Genomic DNA, 18,316 nt, shown 5'->3' with positions numbered 1-18,316 from the left:
ATCAGGCGGTTAGAGGTTCGACTCCTCTAGGGTGCATTAACAATTTAACTCGGGAAGTAGCTCAGCTTGGTAGAGTACTTGGTTTGGGACCAAGGTGTCGCAGGTTCGAATCCTGTCTTCCCGATTGGTCAATACTTAAATTGAGGCAATTGCCTTTTTTTTTATTTTTATATTTGATTTTGATTATTATTATCTGCAATTCTACATTTCATTTTTTTTAATGTTTCGTTATCTTTTCATGTCAAAACTAATAAATGTGTAAAGAATTATCTTATCGATAGTTCTTTTTTTTAAAATTTGGTATCCTAGACATATGAAAAGAATCAAAATTGATGTTGTAGTTGTCCCTTTAAGTGGACATTTATATCCAACAATGAATTTATTAGTTCCTTTGCTTCATAATCCTCAGTATGAGATTCGTTTATTCACTGGTCCTCAAAAAAAAGAAGTGGCTGAGGCCGCAGGTTTCACTGTTGTTCCTATATTAGAAGATCACATTGAGGATTTCGAACGTGCAGCAAATAATGTTCAGCAACTAGGAGTTTTATCAGCCTATCATCAACTCTCTGCTAGTATTGACTTAATTAATTTAGTTTCAGATCAATTATTAGAAGAATGGAGAAAAAATAGACCAGATATTGTTATTGCTGATTTTATTACGTTGTCTGGTGGTTTGGTGGCTAATCAACTTGAAATCCCTTGGATAACTACCATGGCTACACAATTTGTTTTAGAAACTACTGATGGTCCTCCGTGTTTAATTGGTGGCATGGGTAGTCCAAAGAATTCTTGGCAGGCTACAATACAATTTCTGGGGAGAAAAGCAACTCGTATAGTGAAACGTATTGTATTTTTTTCATTCCGTGATCGCTTAAAGAGATATAAATTTAAATTATATAACCAACTCGGTCATGAGACAATTTATTCTCCTTATTCCATTCTTGCCATTGGCATGAAAGAATTAGAACTTAAAAAGGGATTTCCAGAGCATTTTCGTTGGGTGGGCCCATCAGGGGCTTCAGTTGAGGCTGGAGAGGATTATCCTTTAGATTTAACTCCTTTTATAGAGCGAAAGAAAGTTTTGGTAACTTGTGGGACACAGCTAGCTTGGGCTAAAGAGAACCTTATCTATCAAGCTAAGCAACTTGCGAAAACTCATCCGGATTGTCACTTTTTTGTGACTCGCGGTGTTGGTGGAGAAGCTTTTCAATGTGAGAATCTCATGGAGAATTTGTCCGTTGTTTCTTATCTTCCTTATAAGGAGTATATACCTCAGATGGATTATGTCATTCATCATGGTGGAGCTGGGATTTTTTATCAATGCATTATTTATGGTAAACCAGCTTTGATATTACCTCATGATTATGATCAATTTGATTATGCCGTTCGTGGGGTTGAGGCCGGTATTGCTTTCAAAGCTAAGAGAGATAATAGCAAGGCCATTGGACAAGCCTTTGAGGAACTGTTAGCTAAAGAAAATTGGCCGGAATTAGAGACTTTGCGCCAGACTGCGCAATCTTATCATCCGACGGAAATTTTGGAGAGTGAAATTCAGCGTCTGCTAGCGGATAAGGAGAAAGAAAAATGAAAACAGTTTTAGTAACTGGAGCGACAGGTTTCTTGGGTAAATATGTTGTAGAAGAATTAGTCGAGCATGGTTATCGGGTCCGAGCTTTTGGTAGAAATAGAAAAGTTGGTCACTCCTTAGAGAATTCTTCGGTCAGTTTTTTTCAAGGGGACCTAACCAAAGCTGAGGATGTGGGAGAAGCTTGTAAGGGGATGGATATGGTCGTTCATGCGGGAGCTCTGTCAACAGTTTGGGGCCCGTGGGAAGATTTTTATCAGGCCAATGTTTTAGGGACTAAAACGGTTCTCGAAGCTTGTCGTCAAGCTGGGATTCAGCGCTTAGTCTACGTATCCTCGCCAAGTATTTATGCTGCTCCTAAGGATCAATTGGCTATCAAAGAAAGTGATGCTCCAGAGGAAAACAATCTCAATAACTATATCCGTAGTAAATTAGCTTCGGAGAAACTCTTTAAAGATTATCCAGATGTTCCTAGTATTATTTTGAGACCTCGTGGACTTTTTGGGATTGGGGATACCAGTATTTTGCCACGGGTGATCAATCTTAGTCAAAAAATAGGAATTCCTTTGATTGGAGATGGGCGTCAGCTCATGGATATGACTTGTGTGGAAAATGTAGCTTTAGCAATTCGTTTAGCTTTGGAAGCTCCAGAAGCAAAGGGTGATATCTATAACATCACTAATGGGGAGCCAAGAGCTTTTAGGGATTTGCTAGAGGAAAGCTTGACAGGTTTGGGTTATCCAATCAAATATAGAAAAATTTCTGCATCTCTATTATCGGGAATTGCCAGTAGTTTAGAATTTCTTTATAAGACTCTGAATCTTAAAGGGGAGCCAGCCCTGACACGCTATACCTATTACCTGCTTCGTTATAGTCAGACTCTTGATATTAGTAAGGCTGAGAAGGAGCTGGGTTATCATCCGAAAATAAGTATTTCAGAAGGGATTGAGCAATATGTCCAAGATTATCGAAAGCATTGAGTATTTCCCAGCAGGGTATTGTACTAGTTATGCCGGCTTGCTCTTTAAGGGTGTCAAGAATAGAAAGATGACTTTTCCAGCAGGTGTCTTTTTAATCAAGCATAGGGAAAAGGGGTATCTGCTTTATGATACTGGCTATCACTATGATATTAAGAGGAAACTTCGTTATGGCTTTTATCGTCTCGGAACGCCAGTTCAAATGACGGAAAAGGATCAGATTTCACATTTGCTAAAAGCTAAAGGAATTAAGCCAGAAGACATTAACTATGTCTTGCTATCCCATCTACATCCAGATCATCTGGGAGGGGCTAGCTTCTTTCCTCATGCAAACTTTATCTTGACTCAGGAAGTGTATGAAGTATATCAGAAACCAAAACTAAAAGATTTAATTTTTAAAGAATTTTTGCCGACCACTTTTGAGGAAAGGTTGGCAGTTATTAAAGCAGATCAGCAAAATGCTAACTTTAACTATCGGCCTACCAAGGATCTATTTGGAGATGGAAGTATCCTTGTCGCTTCGATAGATGGGCATGCCAAGGGGCAAGCTTGTCTCTTTATTCCAGACTATCATCTCTTTATCGCGGCGGATCTTTGTTGGGGAATTGACCTCTTGCCTTATACCAAACAGATGCACCTGATTCCTTCCTTGGTTCAAGATAGCAAGGCTGACTATATCAAGGGAACAGAACTACTGGAAGAGGTTTTTAAAGATGGCATAGAAGTGCTAGTCAGCCACGACCCTGTAGAAAGGATTGAGCGGATTTTGTATGAAAAAAATAACCTTTCTTAAAACGTTTATCCAAACTCGTTGGTTTCATAATTTTAAGTCTCGAGAAGCATTAGAAAACTATCAAAAAAAGCAACTAGCTGCTTATATGGCCTTTCTAAGACGTGAGTCACCTTATTTTAAAAATGGTGTACCTAGCGACTTTGACCATATGGACAAGACTTTTATGATGACCCATTTCAATGAGCTCAACACCCAAGGAGTGGATCGAGACGAGGCCTTGGCGTTGGCTATCGAAAGTGAAAAGACTCGAAATTTTACAGAGCTCAAAGGAGAAATAGCTGTCGGTTTGTCTTCAGGGACGTCCGGACATCGGGGGCTCTTTATCACGACTGAAAAAGAGCGAAGCATGTGGGCGGCAGCTATTCTAGCCAAGATGTTGCCTAAAGGTCAACTTTTTGGACACCGCATAGCCTTTTTCCTGAGAGCGGATAATGAACTCTATCAGACAATCAATACGGCGCTCATTCGTTTAGAATACTTTGATATTTTCAAGAATACAGATGAACATATCGATCGACTGAATAGCTACCAACCGACTATCGTTGTGGCACCTGCTTCTATGTTGATTGAATTGAGCAAGCGCCTAAAAGCAGGAGAGCTAAAGATTCATCCGCAAAAAATCGTCTCAGTGGCAGAAATATTAGAAGATAGTGATCGAGAACGGATTGCCGATGCTTTTTCTCTATCCATTATTGATCAGGTCTACCAGGCAACCGAAGGTTTCCTAGCCTGTACTTGCTCTGCTGGAAATCTTCATCTCAATGAAGATATCATATTTGTAGAAAAACACTATCTGGATGAACGACGGTTTTATCCAGTCATAACGGACTTTAAACGAAGCAGTCAGCCTGTTTATCGCTATCAGCTCAACGATATTTTGGTTGAAAACCCTGAACCTTGCCCATGTGGATCTCGTTACACAAGGATTGACAAGGTCGAAGGTCGATCTGATGATATTTTCTACTTTGAAGGGCTGAATGGAGGTCAAGTAACGATTTATCCTGACTTTATCAGACGTTGTATTCTCTTTGTGGAGAATGTTGGAGATTATCAAGTCAAACAACATTCTGAGAAGTTAGTGGAAGTTTGTCTGAGTCGGAGGGACGAGCAAGTTGAAACAGCGATTACAGAGCAGTTTCGACTCTTGGCGCAACAAAAAGGCTTTAAAATACCTGAAATACAATTTTCAGATTATCATTGGGATACAAGTCGTAAACTCAAACGTATCCAACGTTTATGAAAGGACAAAAAGTTATGACAGAAGTAAAAAGACATTTAGAAATCGCAGGCTATGGAGTTTGCCTTCCAAAAAATACAGTGCAATTTAAAGACCAGACTCGTCATCGCGTGGTTGAAAATGAAGAAACGCAACTAGATTTGGCAGAAGCGGCTATCCAAGCTGCACTTGAAAATGCAAATTTGAATATGAAAGACATTGATTGCCTTGTCTCAGCTAGTGCGGTTGGTGTTCAGCCTATTCCATGTACGGCTGCCTTGATTCATGAACGTGTGGCAAAAGGGCTCTCTATCCCAGCTATGGATATCAATACGACTTGTACAAGTTTTATCTCTGCTCTATCAACCATGTCCCATTTGATTGAAGCTGGGGAATACCACCGTGTTTTGATTGTATCCAGTGAAGTTGGTAGCTTGGGACTCAATCCAAAGCAAAAAGAGAGTTTTGAGCTCTTTAGTGATGGGGCGGCAGCCTTTATTTTCCAAAAAAGTAATCAGGACAAAGGAGTTATCGCTAGTCTCCAACGCACTTGGTCAGAGGGGGCTCACGACACAGAGATTCGTGGAGGTTTGACTTCTTATCAACCAAAAGAATACTCTGAAGCGACTAAGACAAATTTCATGTTTGATATGAAAGGTAAGAAAATTCTCTTACTTTCTGCTCGTGTCATTCCAGAAATGTTCCAAGAATTCCAAGAGAAATCAGGTATTTCTAAAGATGCTGTAGACTATATTATTCCTCACCAAGCTAGTCGTGCTCTTCCTTTGGTCATGGGAAAATTGGGTGTAGATGAAGACAAGTATCTGAATCTTGTTACTGATTATGGAAATATGGTTTCAGTTGCGGTACCTTTTGGTTTGGCTTATGCACTCGATCATGGCTATGTCAAAGAAGGAGATACCATTTTCTTGATGGGAACTGCAGCTGGTATGACGGTCAATATGTTGGCTTTGAAATTATAAAATGAGAGCAGGCTCAGATAAGAGGCCTGCTCTTTTAATTGATTTTATAGATAGAACCATCGGTCTATACAGAAAAAACTTGATAAGTTTTATGAAACTAAGTATACTAGAAGGTAACAAGCGTTTTCAGATGGTATATTAGGGAGTATACTTAGAAATTGAGAGGGAGATATGGGAATAAGAAAATTTCGCTTATTAATGTCCAAGTATGGTTTTAGTATTGCGATTATTTTGATAGAATTATTTCTTGTTTTCGGAATTATTCTTTACATGAGCCAGATTGCTCCGATTATTTGGGTGACTCTTGTATTTTTGATCAGCGTAGCAACTGTTATAGCGATTGTCAATCGTTCGATGTCACCTGAAAGCAAAGTGACTTGGTTGATTGTGACCTTTGTACCAGTGTTTGGTCCACTGCTTTATCTTATGTTCGGTGAGAGAAGACTATCAAAAAAAGAACTGAAACAACTCCAGGAATTGAATTCTATTGCATTTCATGAGAATAATGGGCACCAACTCCATCTGCAGTTACAGGAAACAGATAAGCCTGCCTATGGGATTATCAATGCCCTGCTACATATGGATAGCAATGCGGAAGTCTATGAGCATACAGATTCACAATTTTTCGCAGATGGAGAAGAAATGTGGAAGCAGATGCTGGAGGATCTAAAAAGGGCTAAAAAATTTATTTTTCTAGAATACTACATTGTCAAAGAGGGATTGATGTGGGATAGCATGCTCGAGATTCTGGAAGAAAAGGCAGCTCAAGGTGTTGAGGTCAAGATGCTCTATGACGATATCGGTTGTATGGTGGCTTTGCCTGGAGATTACACAGTTCATTTGCGTTCTAAGGGAATCGATGCTCATAAGTTTAATAAGGTGGTTCCTCGTATGACAGTGGCCTATAACAACCGTGATCACCGTAAAATCTTGGTCATTGATGGGCAGATTTCCTATACTGGTGGAATCAACCTTGCAGACGAATACATCAATCATATCGAACGTTTTGGATACTGGAAAGATAGTGGAATTCGGATAGATGGTCCGGCGACTCAAGCCTTTACCAGACTATTTCTCATGAACTGGTACATCAACCGTGGAGAAATCAGTGATTTTGATCAGTATCATTTGGAAAACCAGACACGATCTGGCGGCGGTCTTTGTATCCCATATGGGAGTGGACCTAAACCAATCTATAAAACTGAGGTAGGGAAAATAGTGTATCAGAATCTGATTAACCAAGCAGAGGATTTTGTCTATATCACAACGCCTTATCTCATTATCGATTATGATTTGACAGAGGATATCAAAAATGCAGCTATGCGAGGCGTAGATGTGAGAATAGTCACACCCTTTGTACCAGACAAGAAGATCATTCAACTTGTAACACGAGGTGCTTATCCAGATCTTCTATCAGCTGGTGTACGTATTTTTGAGTATACTCCTGGTTTTATCCATAGTAAGCAGATGATTGTTGATGATCGTTTTGCAGTTGTAGGAACTATAAATCTAGATTATCGTAGTTTGGTTCACCACTATGAAAATGCAGTATTGCTTTACAAAACAGAGTCAATAGCAGATATTCGCCAAGATTTTGAAGAGATTTTTGAAGTGTCACAAGAAATTTTCTCGGATACCATAAATCCTACTTGGTATCAAATGATGATTAAAGAAGTCACGCAGTTATTTGCACCGATGCTTTAATTGAAAGAGACGGGAACCCGTCTCTTTTTCTGTAAGCAGTTTCCTTGACATCTTATTTTTTTTGCGTTATCATATGTCCATATAATATATGGGAGTCTGTGTACAGTCTGAGAGGAAGTGTTAAGCTTCGACCGCACCTGATCTGGGTAATGCCAGCGTAGGGAACGATACTTGGCCGAAAAATGCACCTTTTTCATATATGAAGAAGGTTTTTTCTTTTACTAGAAAGAAGAACCGCAAATTAGAAGGAGGTTTTAATGAAGGCAAGCATTGCTTTACAAGTCTTGCCCTTGTCACAGGGGATTGACCGAATTTCAGTAATCGATAAGGTCATTGCTTATCTACAAACTCAGGGAGTGACCATGGTGGTGACACCCTTTGAAACAGTTTTAGAGGGGGAGTTTGATGAACTCATGCGCATTCTTAAAGAAGCCTTGGAGGTAGCTGGTCAAGGAGCAGACAATGTCTTTGCCAATGTGAAAATAAATGTAGGAGAGATTTTAAGCATCGATGAGAAACTTGAAAAGTATAATGAGACGGCATATTAGCCTACTAGGATTTTTGGGTGTCTTATCCGTTTGGCAGGTGGCGGGATTCTTAAAACTCTTACCAAAGTTTATCCTGCCAACACCACTTGAAATCCTCCAGTCTTTTGTTCGTGACAGAGAATTTCTTTGGTACCATAGTTGGGCAACCTTGAGAGTGGCCTTACTAGGTCTGGTGCTGGGTGTCTTGATAGCCTGTATCATGGCCGTTCTTATGGATAGTCTGAGCTGGCTCAATGACTTGATTTACCCCATGATGGTGGTTGTTCAGACTATCCCGACCATTGCCATAGCTCCTATTCTGGTTTTATGGTTGGGTTATGGGATTCTGCCAAAGATTGTCTTGATCATCTTGACGACTACTTTTCCTATCATCGTTAGTATATTGGATGGTTTTAGGCATTGTGACAAGGATATGCTGACCTTATTTAGTCTGATGCGTGCAAACCCTTGGCAAATTCTCTGGCATTTTAAAATCCCTGTAAGTCTGCCCTACTTTTATGCCGGTCTGAGGGTCAGTGTCTCCTATGCCTTTATCACTACAGTGGTATCTGAGTGGTTAGGAGGATTTGAAGGACTAGGTGTCTACATGATTCAGTCAAAGAAACTGTTTCAGTATGATACCATGTTTGCTATTATTATTCTGGTATCACTTATCAGCCTTCTAGGTATGAAGCTGGTCGATATCAGTGAAAAATATGTGATTAAATGGAGACGTACTTAAAATAGGGCGTTTTAGAAAAAGAAAAGAGGAAATAAAAATGAAGAAAACATGGAAAGTGTTTTTAACGGTTGTAACAGCTCTTCTAGCTGTCGTGCTTGTGGCTTGTGGCCAAGGAACAGCTTCTAAGGACAACAAAGAGGCAGAACTCAAAAAAATTGATTTTATCCTAGACTGGACACCAAATACCAACCATACAGGACTTTATGTAGCCAAAGAAAAGGGATATTTCAAGGAAGCTGGAGTGGATGTTGACTTGAAATTGCCACCAGAAGAAAGCTCATCTGACTTGGTGATCAATGGCAAGGCACCGTTTGCAATCTATTTCCAAGACTACATGGCTAAGAAATTGGAAAAAGGGGCAGGAATTACTGCCGTTGCAGCTATCGTTGAGCACAATACATCAGGAATTATCTCTCGTAAGTCTGACAATGTCACCAGTCCAAAAGACTTGGTTGGTAAGAAATACGGAACTTGGAATGATCCAACTGAGCTCGCGATGTTGAAAACCTTGGTGGAATCTCAAGGTGGAGACTTTGAGAAGGTTGAAAAAGTACCAAACAATGACTCAAACTCGATCACACCGATTGCCAATGGCGTTTTTGACGCTGCCTGGATTTACTACGGTTGGGATGGTATCCTTGCCAAATCTCAAGGTGTTGATGCTAACTTTATGTATTTGAAAGACTACGTCAAAGAGTTTGACTACTACTCACCAGTTATCATCGCAAACAATGACTATCTGAAAGACAACAAAGAAGAAGCTCGTAAAGTCATCCAAGCTATCAAAAAAGGTTACCAATACGCTATGGATCACCCAGAAGAAGCGGCTGATATTCTGATCAAGAATGCTCCTGAACTTAAAGATAAACGTGATTTTGTCATCGAATCTCAAAAATACTTGTCAAAAGAATATGCAAGTGACAAGGAAAAATGGGGACAATTTGATGCTGATCGCTGGAATGCCTTCTACAAATGGGATAAAGAAAATGGTATCCTCAAGGAAGACTTGACTGATAAAGGATTTACCAACGAATTTGTAAAATAATGACAGAAATTAGACTAGAACACGTAAGCTATGCCTACGACAATGAAAAGATTTTAGAGGATATTAACCTGCAGGTGACTTCAGGTGAAGTGGTCTCTATCCTAGGCCCCAGTGGTGTAGGCAAGACCACTCTCTTTAACCTTATTGCAGGGATTTTAGAAGTCCAGTCAGGTAGAATTGTGCTTGATGGGGAGGAAAACCCCAAGGGACGCGTGAGCTATATGCTACAAAAGGATTTACTTTTGGAACACAAGACTGTCCTTGGCAATATCATTTTGCCCCTCTTGATCCAAAAGGTGGACAAGGCAGAAGCCATTGCCAAAGCAGATGAAATTCTTGCTACCTTTCAGTTGACGGCTGTCAGGAACAAGTATCCTCATGAGCTCAGTGGTGGGATGCGTCAGCGTGTTGCTCTACTCCGTACCTATCTTTTCGGGCATAAGCTCTTTCTTCTAGACGAGGCCTTTAGTGCCTTGGATGAGATGACTAAGATGGAACTTCATGCTTGGTATCTCGATATTCACAAACAGCTAGAGTTGACGACACTCATCATCACGCATAGTATCGAGGAGGCTCTTAATCTCAGCGATCGCATCTACATCCTAAAAAATCGGCCTGGGCAGATTGTTTCAGAAGTCAAACTCGACTGGTCTGAAGCTGAAGACAAGGAATTTCAAAAAATTGCCTATAAACGCCAGATCTTAGCGGAATTAGGCTTAAATCATTAGACAGATAAGGAGTTGGTGAAGTTTATACTTTGCCAGCTCTTTTTTTTTCTTTGGATAGAAATTCTGATAGATAAAAAGTGATATAATTGACGTATGGTGATGTGATGAAAAAAGATGAAATTAAAAAATATTTAGATACAGATCTTAAATTTAATGTTAATGGTCGAGGTGCTTGTTTTTTATCGAGTATATGTGTAGTTGGTTATGATTATGAAGGTCAACAGTTTAATACGATTGATGAAGCTATGGAAGCTAAAGTTTTTGATGGGAAGAGTATAGTAGATATATGGGATGAAGTTTTTCCACAAATATCATAAAATAAAAGTATGGTCACATTATTTTAAGACATGATAGAAAGAGCCTGAATGATGTTAAATAACGACTTAATGGAATGCGATAAACCAAGTTCATCCGATGCACTGGATGAAGTTCTTATTTTAGAGTCCAACCTAGAAGGTTACAGTGATTTTTATAAAGAATCTGAGACATCAAAAGTTTGGTGGATTGATAAGATAGATGTTAGAGGAGAAATATTATTCAGCTTTGACCAGAAAAAAATTTATAACCTTTTTCGTGATTATCCTCACAATATGACTGAAGAAGAAGTTAGAATCTTTGATAGAGAAAATCCTTTCTGGAGAGATTTTTTCTCGGATAGAAAGTTGTGAACTATTTGTTTAGATTGGGGATTTTTTGCTTTCAAGGCCCTTTTTAGGGCTCTTTTTTGTGGACTTTTTAAGGAACTTTAAAGAAAAAACCAAGGTGTCTTAATACCATCGTATTTTTAAGAAAATCAGTATTTTCAAGCTTTGAGCCCTTAAAATTTGACTTATAGAGTCTTAAATGATAGTATAGTCAAAGATGGTCAAAGTTGAAGAAGGAGGTAGCAAGCTATGAAATTTAAAAATACATCGGACCATATTGAAGCCTATATCAAGGCGATTTTAGAACAATCTGGTATCGTAGAATTGCAACGAAGCCAGCTAGCGGATACCTTTCAAGTCGTACCTAGTCAGATTAACTATGTGATTAAGACTCGTTTTACAGAGAGTAGAGGCTATCTAGTTGAGAGCAAACGTGGTGGTGGGGGCTATATTCGTATTGGTCGAATTGAATTCTCGAACCATCATGATATGCTTCGTGATTTGTTGTATTCAGTAGATGATGAGGTTAACCAAGTATTCTTTGAAGATGTCTTAAGACTCTTAGTCGAACAAGAACTCTTGACCCGCCAAGAGATGAATCTATTATTAGCTACGGGGACAGACCGAATTCTAGGTGAGGAAGCTGATCGTATTCGTGCCAATATGCTTCGTCAGTTGTTGCATGAAGTTGATAGAAAAGGAAAATAAAACTACATGAAATATTCAAAAGCATTGAGAGAATGTATCGATAGCGCCTTTCTGGTAGCGAGTCGCTTTGGTGCAGACTACCTAGAGTCATGGCACCTACTTATTGCCATGGCCAATCATAGCTACAGTGTTGCTGGAGCCACTCTCAACGAATTCCCTTATGAGATTGATCGTTTAGAGGAAGTCGCTGTAGAATTAACAGAGGCAAACTATAACCACAAGGAAGATTACCAAGAACTTCCCTTCTCATATCGCTTAAATGTCTTACTATTAGAAGCGGAACATATTGCTTCAGTTGTTCATGCCAAAGCATTGGGGACTGAGCACCTTCTTTACGCTATCTTACATGATGGCAATGCCCTAGCAACTCGCATTCTGGAAAAAGCAGGTTTCTCCTATGAAGACCAGAAGGACCAAGTCAAGATTGCAGGGCTTCGTCGTAGTCTTGAAGCGCGTGCTGGTTGGACAAAAGAAGATTTGAAGGCTCTGCGTCAGCGACACAGATCAGCAGCAGATAAGCAAAATTCTATGGCAAATATGATGGGGATGCCTCAAACTCCAAGTGGTGGTTTGGAAGATTACACTCATGATCTTACAGAACAAGCCCGTTCAGGAAAATTAGAGCCAGTCATCGGGCGTGACCAAGAAATCTCTCGTATGATTCAAATCTTGAGTCGAAAAACAAAAAACAATCCAGTTCTAGTTGGAGATGCAGGTGTCGGTAAAACAGCTCTGGCACTTGGCCTTGCGCAACGAATTGCCAACGGAAATGTACCTGATGAGATGGCTAAGATGCGAGTTTTAGAGCTTGATTTGATGAATGTGGTTGCGGGAACTCGTTTCCGTGGAGACTTTGAAGAACGTATGAACAATATCATCAAAGATATCGAGGAAGACGGTAAGGTTATCCTCTTTATCGATGAGCTTCATACCATTATGGGATCAGGAAGTGGTATTGATTCGACCTTGGATACGGCCAATATCCTGAAACCTGCCCTAGCGCGTGGAACTCTGAGAACTGTTGGGGCAACCACTCAGGAAGAATACCAAAAACACATCGAAAAAGACGCAGCCCTTTCTCGTCGCTTTGCAAAAGTGATGATTGAGGAACCAAGTGTGGCTGATAGTATGGCTATCTTACAGGGCTTGAAAGCAACTTATGAGAAACACCACCATGTCCAAATTACAGATGATGCAGTCGAAACAGCTGTCAAAATGGCACATCGCTATTTGACTAGTCGTCACTTGCCAGACTCAGCGATTGATCTTTTGGATGAAGCGGCAGCAACTGTCCAAAATAAATCAAAGCACGCTAAAAAAGATGAGTCAGGTTTAACACCTGCAGATAAGGCTTTGATGGATGGCAAATGGAAACAAGCAGCCCAGCTCATTTCAAAAGAGCAGGAAGTTCCAGTCTATAAAGATCTAGTAAAAGAGTCTGATATTTTGACAACCTTGAGTCGCTTATCAGGAATTCCTGTTCAAAAATTGACCCAAACGGATGCCAAGAAGTATCTCAATCTTGAGGCTGAACTGCATAAACGTGTTATCGGTCAGGAACAAGCAGTGTCTAGTATCAGCCGTGCCATTCGCCGAAATCAATCTGGTATTCGTAATAACAAACGTCCAATTGGTTCCTTTATGTTCCTAGGACCAACAGGTGTTGGTAAGACAGAATTGGCCAAAGCCTTGGCAGAAGTTCTCTTTGATGACGAGTCAGCCCTCATTCGTTTTGACATGAGTGAATATATGGAGAAATTCGCAGCTAGTCGTCTCAATGGAGCACCTCCAGGTTATGTAGGCTACGAAGAGGGCGGAGAGTTGACCGAGAAGGTTCGTAACAAACCGTACTCAGTCTTGCTCTTTGACGAGGTAGAAAAGGCCCACCCAGACATCTTTAATGTTCTCTTGCAGGTCTTGGATGATGGTGTCTTAACAGACAGTAAGGGTCGCAAGGTTGATTTCTCAAATACCATTATTATCATGACGTCAAACCTTGGTGCGACAGCTCTTCGTGATGACAAGACGGTCGGTTTTGGAGCTAAGGATATTCGTTTTGACCAGGAAAATATGGAAAAACGGATGTTTGAAGAGCTGAAAAAGGCTTATCGTCCAGAGTTCATCAACCGTATTGATGAAAAGGTGGTCTTCCATAGCCTATCAAGTCAAGATATGCAAGAAGTGGTTAAGATTATGGTCAAACCATTGATTGCAAGCCTGGCAGAAAAAGGAATTGACTTGAAACTTCAAGCTTCTGCCCTTAAACTTCTAGCTCAGAAGGGTTATGATCCAGAGATGGGAGCACGTCCACTACGTAGAACTCTACAAACTGAAGTAGAAGACAAACTTGCAGAGCTTCTTCTTACAGGTGAACTGAAAGAAGGGAAGACACTGAAGATTGGCGTCAAAGCAGGTCAGTTAAAATTTGAGATTGTATAAAAATGTGAGGTTGGAACAGATTGTTTCAGCCTCTTTTTTTGGAATGTTGTTACTTAAATAAGCATTTGGATTTTGCATTTAGTTTAAAGGTTTTAAAAACGAATTTCTCCTAATCAAGTTTTGTATATCAAGTAAAAAATCCGATAATGTATTAATGTTTTTATAAAAAATAATAAAAAAGTGTTGACAAACGTAAAATAGCGGGGTATAATATAAAAAATTATAAAAAGGTTGAAAAGATATGAAAAAGAAAATAGCAGTGGTTTTTGGAACCTTTGCTCCCTTACATCAGGGGCATATTGATTTAATCCAAAGAGCAAAACGTCAATGTGATGCTGTATGGGTGGTAGTTTCAGGTTATCAGGGAGATCGTGGTGAACAGGTGGGACTTACACTACAAAAGAGATTTCGCTATATTCGTGAAGCTTTTCGAGATGATGAGTTGACCTCTGTTTGCAAACTTGACGAAACCAATATTCCACGCTATCCAATGGGCTGGCAGGAGTGGTTGGATCAGATGTTGCAGGCCATTTCCTATGACCAGACTGGTGAGGAACTAATCTTTTTTGTAGGAGAGTCCGAATACCAACAAGAATTGTCAGAACGTGGTTTCGAGACTGTTCTACAGGAAAGAAAATTTGGCATTTCGGCTAGCATGATTCGTGAAAATCCAAGCAAATATTGGAAATATATCGCTCAACCTTTCCGCCGTCAGTTTACGAAAAAAGTGTTGATTATGGGAAGTGCGAGTAATGGCAAAACAACTCTAGCCAAGGATTTAGCTCGCTTTTATGATGCGCCAGTCAGTCTGGAGTATGCTCGTGAGTATCAGATAAAAAATAATGTCCGAGATGATGAGCTTACCCCAAAAGATTATTATTACCTTCTTTTGGGCCAATATGATCAAACTTCCAAGTTGATTGATAGCAATGCCAATCGAGGCTTAGTTATTGCAGATACCAACTCACTAGTGACCAAGGGCTACTACGATTACTACATGGAAAGCGAAGAGCAGGAGGACTTGTCCGGAGAGACCTTTGACAATCTCTTTGTTTCCATCTTAGCCAAGGAAAAGTGGGATTTAATCCTCTTTGTGCAACCTATCGGTTCTTATGTCAATGATGGTTTTCGAGACATGACCATGGCAGAAGACCATATCCGTCATAGTTTTTCTCAGCATTTGGATATGATGAGGGAGCAATATCTAGCCAATATCCCTCATATTTATCTAGCTGATGACTATCTAGGAAATTATGAAGCAGCCAAAGTGGCTATCGATGCTATTTACCAAGCAGATTAGGAGAAAAAAATGAAAAAAATAGTAGAAAAAATCACACAATTTATCGAAAACTTTAAAAATGTTCACGCGGAAGCTCGTAAAATTGGTTTTGCAGGAGTTATGCGTTTACTTTGGAATGACCTCTTTGTGGGACGCAGTCTTTTCCAGTGGCTCTATTTGATTGTTTTATCAAGTGTTCCTCTTATTCTGGAGTTTACACAAAACACGGAAAGTCATGACTGGATTGGCCTCTTGGCCTCTTGGACAGGAATTGTCTGCGTTATTTTGGTAGCTGAAGGTCGAGCTAGTAACTATCTTTTTGGAGCTATTAACTCTGCAATCTACTTGGTCTTATCTATGAATGCTACTTTCTACGGCGAAGTTTTGACAACAGTTTATTTCTTTGTCATGCAGCCTATTGGTCTCTATGCTTGGTTGTCTAATCGGATCAATGAACAAGGAAAACCAGAGGAGTCTCACTTTGAAGCTAAGAAACTTGGTCTGGTTGATTGGCTCAAGTACTTGGCCTTGACAGCTCTCATCTGGATTGGCATGGGTTTGGCTTACCAAAGTATCCATAGTGCTCGTCCATTCCGTGATAGTGTAACGGATGCGACCAATGGTGTTGGTCAGCTCTTGATGACACGTCTTTACCGTGAGCAATGGATTTTCTGGATTGCAACCAATCTCTTTAGTATCTACCTCTGGTGGGGTGAAAACATCCATATCCAAGGGATGTACTGGGTCTACACCCTCAATAGTTTAGTCGGTTGGTACCAATGGACTAAGGCTGTCAAGGAGTGATAAGATGACTGAAACGATACTCCCAGCTGGAATGACAGAAAGAGAATATTTTGAAATTCATGCGACTGAGAAGGAGTTTTTAGACTGGTACTGTAAACAGGATCTCCCTCAGTATGAAAAACCGAGTGTGACGGTGGACATGGTAGCTTATTGCTTTGTGGAAGGAAAAATCAAACTCTTACTAATCCGTCGTAAGGCCCATCCTTATCAAAACTGTTTGGCTTTGGTAGGTGGTTTTATGGATAAGAGTGAAGATGCAAGGCATGCTTGTCAGCGTGAAGTGAGGGAGGAGGTTAACCTCGACCTTCCTTTGGAAAAAATAGAGCAGTTAATGACAGTGTCTACACCAGGCCGTGATCCGCGGGGGTGGACGGTGACCATTGCCCACTTGGTGTATCTGCCTAGCCGAGCACTCGATCTCGTTCAAGCTGGAGATGATGCTAAGGATGTGGTTTTTGTCGATGTTGATTTTCAGACGGGCAAGTGCTTCCTTGAGGGACTAGAGTTGGAGGAGCATGCCTTCGCCTTTGACCATTATGCCATTATCCAAGAGTCTATTAAACGAATTCAAGGACGTCTTGACTGGAATCCGACCTTCCTCTATCTGCTAGAGGAGGAGTTCACTGTCTATGAAGGGACCGAACTGGTCAATCTCATCAATCCAGGCCGACCAATCGTCAGCAATAACTTTCTCGTAAAATACGGTGAGTATGTAGAAGAAGTTGGGCTTAAACGAGTTCCTAAAAAGAAACCAAGAAAAACCTATCGATTGAAATGAAAAGCGAGGTCGGAATTTTTTCCGACCTCTTCTTATTATTTAAGGATGTTTATCTTTATTAGAATTGCTCATGAATCGAATGAATAACTCTTTGTATTTATATTTTAAATAGGTTTCGTGTAAGTACAACAATGCCACGTAGACAATCATGAAAATGGCAGTTAGGTAGAACAAATCAAATGTTGTTTGAGCGTAATGAGTCGCACTCCCATAAGAAACGAAAGCAGCTAAAATCACCCAAGGAAGATACTTGTAATAGTTTCTTAACATAGGCCTACACCTCCAATATCCTATTTCAATTTTATTATAGCACTTCAAGAAAAAAATGCAAGCGATGTCACTTTAAAAATAGAGGATTTCAGTAGGAAAAATTTTCCTGCTTTTTAAAATCTTTTACGAATAAAAGATATAGGAGGAATAAGAAAACAAATGTACTCAAAAATAATTCTAAAAAATTTTAGATAAATAGTTGACAGAATCAAAAACAAATATTACAATAATATTACAGAAGTATTTCAAAACATTTCAAAAAGATTACACAGGAGGCCTATCATGAAAACAAACCATTCCATTCGATTAGTTGCAGTTGCTGTACTAGCTTCAACTTTACTTTTAGGAGCATGCGGAAATAAAAAAGAAGAAGCTAAAAATGACAATGCAACTAAAACAACACAAACTACATCAAGTTCAAAGACAAACTCTTCTAACAAAGAAAGTAAAACTCAAGCTTCAACAAGCACTACGACTTCAGAAAAACCCAAAGCTTCCTCTGAACAAGCATCAAATCCAACAACTCAAGGACAAGAGCCCAATCAAGCAGCGCAAACTCCACAAGCTCCTCAGCAACAGGAAACCCCAGCCCAATCTTCAGCTAGTCAACAGACTTCACAAAGTCAATCCAATCAAGCGAGTCAGTCAACGTATGACCCAACGACTGACCGCAAATTACAAGATCAGCAGGCTGAGCATAATAAACGTTACAAAGGCGTTTTAACAATGGTCGATGGTGATTTTTCAGCAGCAGCAGGAAGCTGGAAGGGTGCCAATGGCGAGACTATCACTGTCTCATCAGGAGGTCAATTTACAGTAGAATCTGCTGATGGTAAGAAAGAAAACTACTCTATCCAAGGCTATGCCTATACTCTTGATGATGGTAAATATAATGCCAAAATTGGTGGTGGAAAAATCATCCAAATTACAACAGGAGCAGATGGAACAGTTTCTAGTGTTGTCTTGATTCAACCATAGAAAGACCCTCAAGTCTTGTCTAGACTTAGTTCTACAAAGAGTAGTCTGACTGTTTTTCACTTAATTTCTCAAAGAGAAGTGGTATAATAAATGCATCGAAAGGGAATGAGTGACAA

At 39.9% G+C, this 18,316-nt stretch carries 19 protein-coding genes and 1 tRNA gene; 19 read left to right on the top strand and 1 reads right to left on the bottom strand.

Features of this window, described 5'->3' with window-relative positions:
• Positions 1–50 precede the first annotated feature (50 nt).
• The 18 genes from ACXYSM_RS08620 (at position 51) to ACXYSM_RS08535 (ending at position 16,952) form a co-directional block, all read left to right on the top strand.
• Positions 51–124: transfer RNA gene (locus ACXYSM_RS08620), tRNA-Pro, on the top strand.
• 189 nt (positions 125–313) lie between these two features.
• A complete protein-coding gene (locus ACXYSM_RS08615; protein WP_458635042.1) occupies positions 314–1,588 on the top strand; it encodes a glycosyltransferase in 1,275 nt (424 codons plus the stop codon).
• Positions 1,585–2,565: an NAD-dependent epimerase/dehydratase family protein gene (locus ACXYSM_RS08610; RefSeq protein ID WP_458635041.1), complete on the top strand. Its 981-nt coding sequence runs from the start codon at positions 1,585–1,587 to the stop codon at positions 2,563–2,565. Before ACXYSM_RS08615 ends, ACXYSM_RS08610 begins: the two co-directional genes overlap by 4 nt.
• Positions 2,540–3,355 carry an MBL fold metallo-hydrolase gene (locus ACXYSM_RS08605; protein ID WP_458635040.1) on the top strand — a complete coding sequence of 272 codons (816 nt, stop codon included), beginning with the start codon at positions 2,540–2,542 and terminating at the stop codon, positions 3,353–3,355. Before ACXYSM_RS08610 ends, ACXYSM_RS08605 begins: the two co-directional genes overlap by 26 nt.
• Positions 3,333–4,595, top strand: a complete 1,263-nt coding sequence (locus ACXYSM_RS08600; protein ID WP_458635039.1) for a F390 synthetase-related protein — start codon at positions 3,333–3,335, stop codon at positions 4,593–4,595. Before ACXYSM_RS08605 ends, ACXYSM_RS08600 begins: the two co-directional genes overlap by 23 nt.
• Before the next feature lie 14 nt (positions 4,596–4,609).
• Positions 4,610–5,554: a 3-oxoacyl-[acyl-carrier-protein] synthase III C-terminal domain-containing protein gene (locus ACXYSM_RS08595; RefSeq protein ID WP_458635038.1), complete on the top strand. Its 945-nt coding sequence runs from the start codon at positions 4,610–4,612 to the stop codon at positions 5,552–5,554.
• Positions 5,555–5,725: 171 nt separating this feature from the next.
• Positions 5,726–7,258, top strand: coding sequence for a cardiolipin synthase (gene cls, locus ACXYSM_RS08590; RefSeq protein WP_458635037.1), 1,533 nt, complete (start codon positions 5,726–5,728; stop codon positions 7,256–7,258).
• Between the two features lie 257 nt (positions 7,259–7,515).
• Positions 7,516–7,806, top strand: coding sequence for a thiamine-binding protein (locus ACXYSM_RS08585; RefSeq protein WP_458635036.1), 291 nt, complete (start codon positions 7,516–7,518; stop codon positions 7,804–7,806).
• Positions 7,769–8,527 carry an ABC transporter permease gene (locus ACXYSM_RS08580; protein WP_458635035.1) on the top strand — a complete coding sequence of 253 codons (759 nt, stop codon included), beginning with the start codon at positions 7,769–7,771 and terminating at the stop codon, positions 8,525–8,527. Before ACXYSM_RS08585 ends, ACXYSM_RS08580 begins: the two co-directional genes overlap by 38 nt.
• Positions 8,528–8,564: 37 nt before the next feature.
• Positions 8,565–9,572, top strand: coding sequence for an ABC transporter substrate-binding protein (locus ACXYSM_RS08575; protein WP_458635034.1), 1,008 nt, complete (start codon positions 8,565–8,567; stop codon positions 9,570–9,572).
• Complete coding sequence (locus ACXYSM_RS08570; protein ID WP_458635033.1) at positions 9,572–10,300, top strand: ABC transporter ATP-binding protein; 729 nt, start codon at positions 9,572–9,574, stop codon at positions 10,298–10,300. Before ACXYSM_RS08575 ends, ACXYSM_RS08570 begins: the two co-directional genes overlap by 1 nt.
• 104 nt (positions 10,301–10,404) lie before the next feature.
• Positions 10,405–10,617, top strand: coding sequence for a hypothetical protein (locus ACXYSM_RS08565; RefSeq protein ID WP_458635032.1), 213 nt, complete (start codon positions 10,405–10,407; stop codon positions 10,615–10,617).
• 48 nt (positions 10,618–10,665) lie between these two features.
• On the top strand, positions 10,666–10,968 hold the full coding sequence (locus tag ACXYSM_RS08560; RefSeq protein WP_458635031.1) for a DUF7675 family protein: 303 nt from the start codon (positions 10,666–10,668) through the stop codon (positions 10,966–10,968).
• A 225-nt stretch (positions 10,969–11,193) separates the two neighbouring features.
• Positions 11,194–11,652 (top strand): CtsR family transcriptional regulator, encoded by a 459-nt coding sequence (locus ACXYSM_RS08555; protein WP_458635030.1) that lies wholly within the window; start codon positions 11,194–11,196, stop codon positions 11,650–11,652.
• Between the two features lie 6 nt (positions 11,653–11,658).
• A complete protein-coding gene (locus tag ACXYSM_RS08550; protein ID WP_458635029.1) occupies positions 11,659–14,091 on the top strand; it encodes an ATP-dependent Clp protease ATP-binding subunit in 2,433 nt (810 codons plus the stop codon).
• 241 nt (positions 14,092–14,332) lie between these two features.
• Positions 14,333–15,391, top strand: a complete 1,059-nt coding sequence (locus ACXYSM_RS08545; RefSeq protein ID WP_458635028.1) for an AAA family ATPase — start codon at positions 14,333–14,335, stop codon at positions 15,389–15,391.
• A gap of 9 nt (positions 15,392–15,400) precedes the next feature.
• Positions 15,401–16,174: a nicotinamide riboside transporter PnuC gene (gene pnuC / locus ACXYSM_RS08540; RefSeq protein ID WP_458635027.1), complete on the top strand. Its 774-nt coding sequence runs from the start codon at positions 15,401–15,403 to the stop codon at positions 16,172–16,174.
• A 4-nt stretch (positions 16,175–16,178) separates the two neighbouring features.
• A complete protein-coding gene (locus tag ACXYSM_RS08535) occupies positions 16,179–16,952 on the top strand; it encodes an NUDIX domain-containing protein (protein WP_458635026.1) in 774 nt (257 codons plus the stop codon).
• 39 nt (positions 16,953–16,991) lie between these two features.
• Here the strand turns inward: ACXYSM_RS08535 and ACXYSM_RS08530 are convergent, their stop codons facing one another.
• Positions 16,992–17,222, bottom strand: coding sequence for a hypothetical protein (locus ACXYSM_RS08530; RefSeq protein ID WP_458635025.1), 231 nt, complete (start codon positions 17,220–17,222; stop codon positions 16,992–16,994).
• A gap of 282 nt (positions 17,223–17,504) precedes the next feature.
• Between ACXYSM_RS08530 and ACXYSM_RS08525 the strand changes: the two genes are divergently transcribed.
• Positions 17,505–18,200, top strand: a complete 696-nt coding sequence (locus tag ACXYSM_RS08525; protein ID WP_458635024.1) for a hypothetical protein — start codon at positions 17,505–17,507, stop codon at positions 18,198–18,200.
• The last annotated feature ends 116 nt before the right edge of the window (positions 18,201–18,316 follow it).

This window comes from Streptococcus sp. V940 (assembly GCF_054353495.1).
This window is presented reverse-complemented; position numbering and strand designations above follow the sequence as displayed.

Bases quoted from the DNA above. Each gene is read 5' to 3' on its own strand.
- ACXYSM_RS08535 (WP_458635026.1), top strand. From the start codon at position 16,179: ATGACTGAAACGATACTCCCAGCTGGAATGACAGAAAGAGAATATTTT.
- cls (WP_458635037.1), top strand. From the start codon at position 5,726: ATGGGAATAAGAAAATTTCGCTTATTAATGTCCAAGTATGGTTTTAGT.
- pnuC (WP_458635027.1), top strand. From the start codon at position 15,401: ATGAAAAAAATAGTAGAAAAAATCACACAATTTATCGAAAACTTTAAA.
- ACXYSM_RS08550 (WP_458635029.1), top strand. From the start codon at position 11,659: ATGAAATATTCAAAAGCATTGAGAGAATGTATCGATAGCGCCTTTCTG.
- ACXYSM_RS08570 (WP_458635033.1), top strand. From the start codon at position 9,572: ATGACAGAAATTAGACTAGAACACGTAAGCTATGCCTACGACAATGAA.
- ACXYSM_RS08525 (WP_458635024.1), top strand. From the start codon at position 17,505: ATGAAAACAAACCATTCCATTCGATTAGTTGCAGTTGCTGTACTAGCT.
- ACXYSM_RS08585 (WP_458635036.1), top strand. From the start codon at position 7,516: ATGAAGGCAAGCATTGCTTTACAAGTCTTGCCCTTGTCACAGGGGATT.
- ACXYSM_RS08555 (WP_458635030.1), top strand. From the start codon at position 11,194: ATGAAATTTAAAAATACATCGGACCATATTGAAGCCTATATCAAGGCG.
- ACXYSM_RS08560 (WP_458635031.1), top strand. From the start codon at position 10,666: ATGATGTTAAATAACGACTTAATGGAATGCGATAAACCAAGTTCATCC.
- ACXYSM_RS08605 (WP_458635040.1), top strand. From the start codon at position 2,540: ATGTCCAAGATTATCGAAAGCATTGAGTATTTCCCAGCAGGGTATTGT.
- ACXYSM_RS08545 (WP_458635028.1), top strand. From the start codon at position 14,333: ATGAAAAAGAAAATAGCAGTGGTTTTTGGAACCTTTGCTCCCTTACAT.
- ACXYSM_RS08530 (WP_458635025.1), bottom strand. From the start codon at position 17,222: ATGTTAAGAAACTATTACAAGTATCTTCCTTGGGTGATTTTAGCTGCT.
- ACXYSM_RS08595 (WP_458635038.1), top strand. From the start codon at position 4,610: ATGACAGAAGTAAAAAGACATTTAGAAATCGCAGGCTATGGAGTTTGC.
- ACXYSM_RS08615 (WP_458635042.1), top strand. From the start codon at position 314: ATGAAAAGAATCAAAATTGATGTTGTAGTTGTCCCTTTAAGTGGACAT.
- ACXYSM_RS08600 (WP_458635039.1), top strand. From the start codon at position 3,333: ATGAAAAAAATAACCTTTCTTAAAACGTTTATCCAAACTCGTTGGTTT.
- ACXYSM_RS08580 (WP_458635035.1), top strand. From the start codon at position 7,769: ATGAGAAACTTGAAAAGTATAATGAGACGGCATATTAGCCTACTAGGA.
- ACXYSM_RS08610 (WP_458635041.1), top strand. From the start codon at position 1,585: ATGAAAACAGTTTTAGTAACTGGAGCGACAGGTTTCTTGGGTAAATAT.
- ACXYSM_RS08565 (WP_458635032.1), top strand. From the start codon at position 10,405: ATGAAAAAAGATGAAATTAAAAAATATTTAGATACAGATCTTAAATTT.
- ACXYSM_RS08575 (WP_458635034.1), top strand. From the start codon at position 8,565: ATGAAGAAAACATGGAAAGTGTTTTTAACGGTTGTAACAGCTCTTCTA.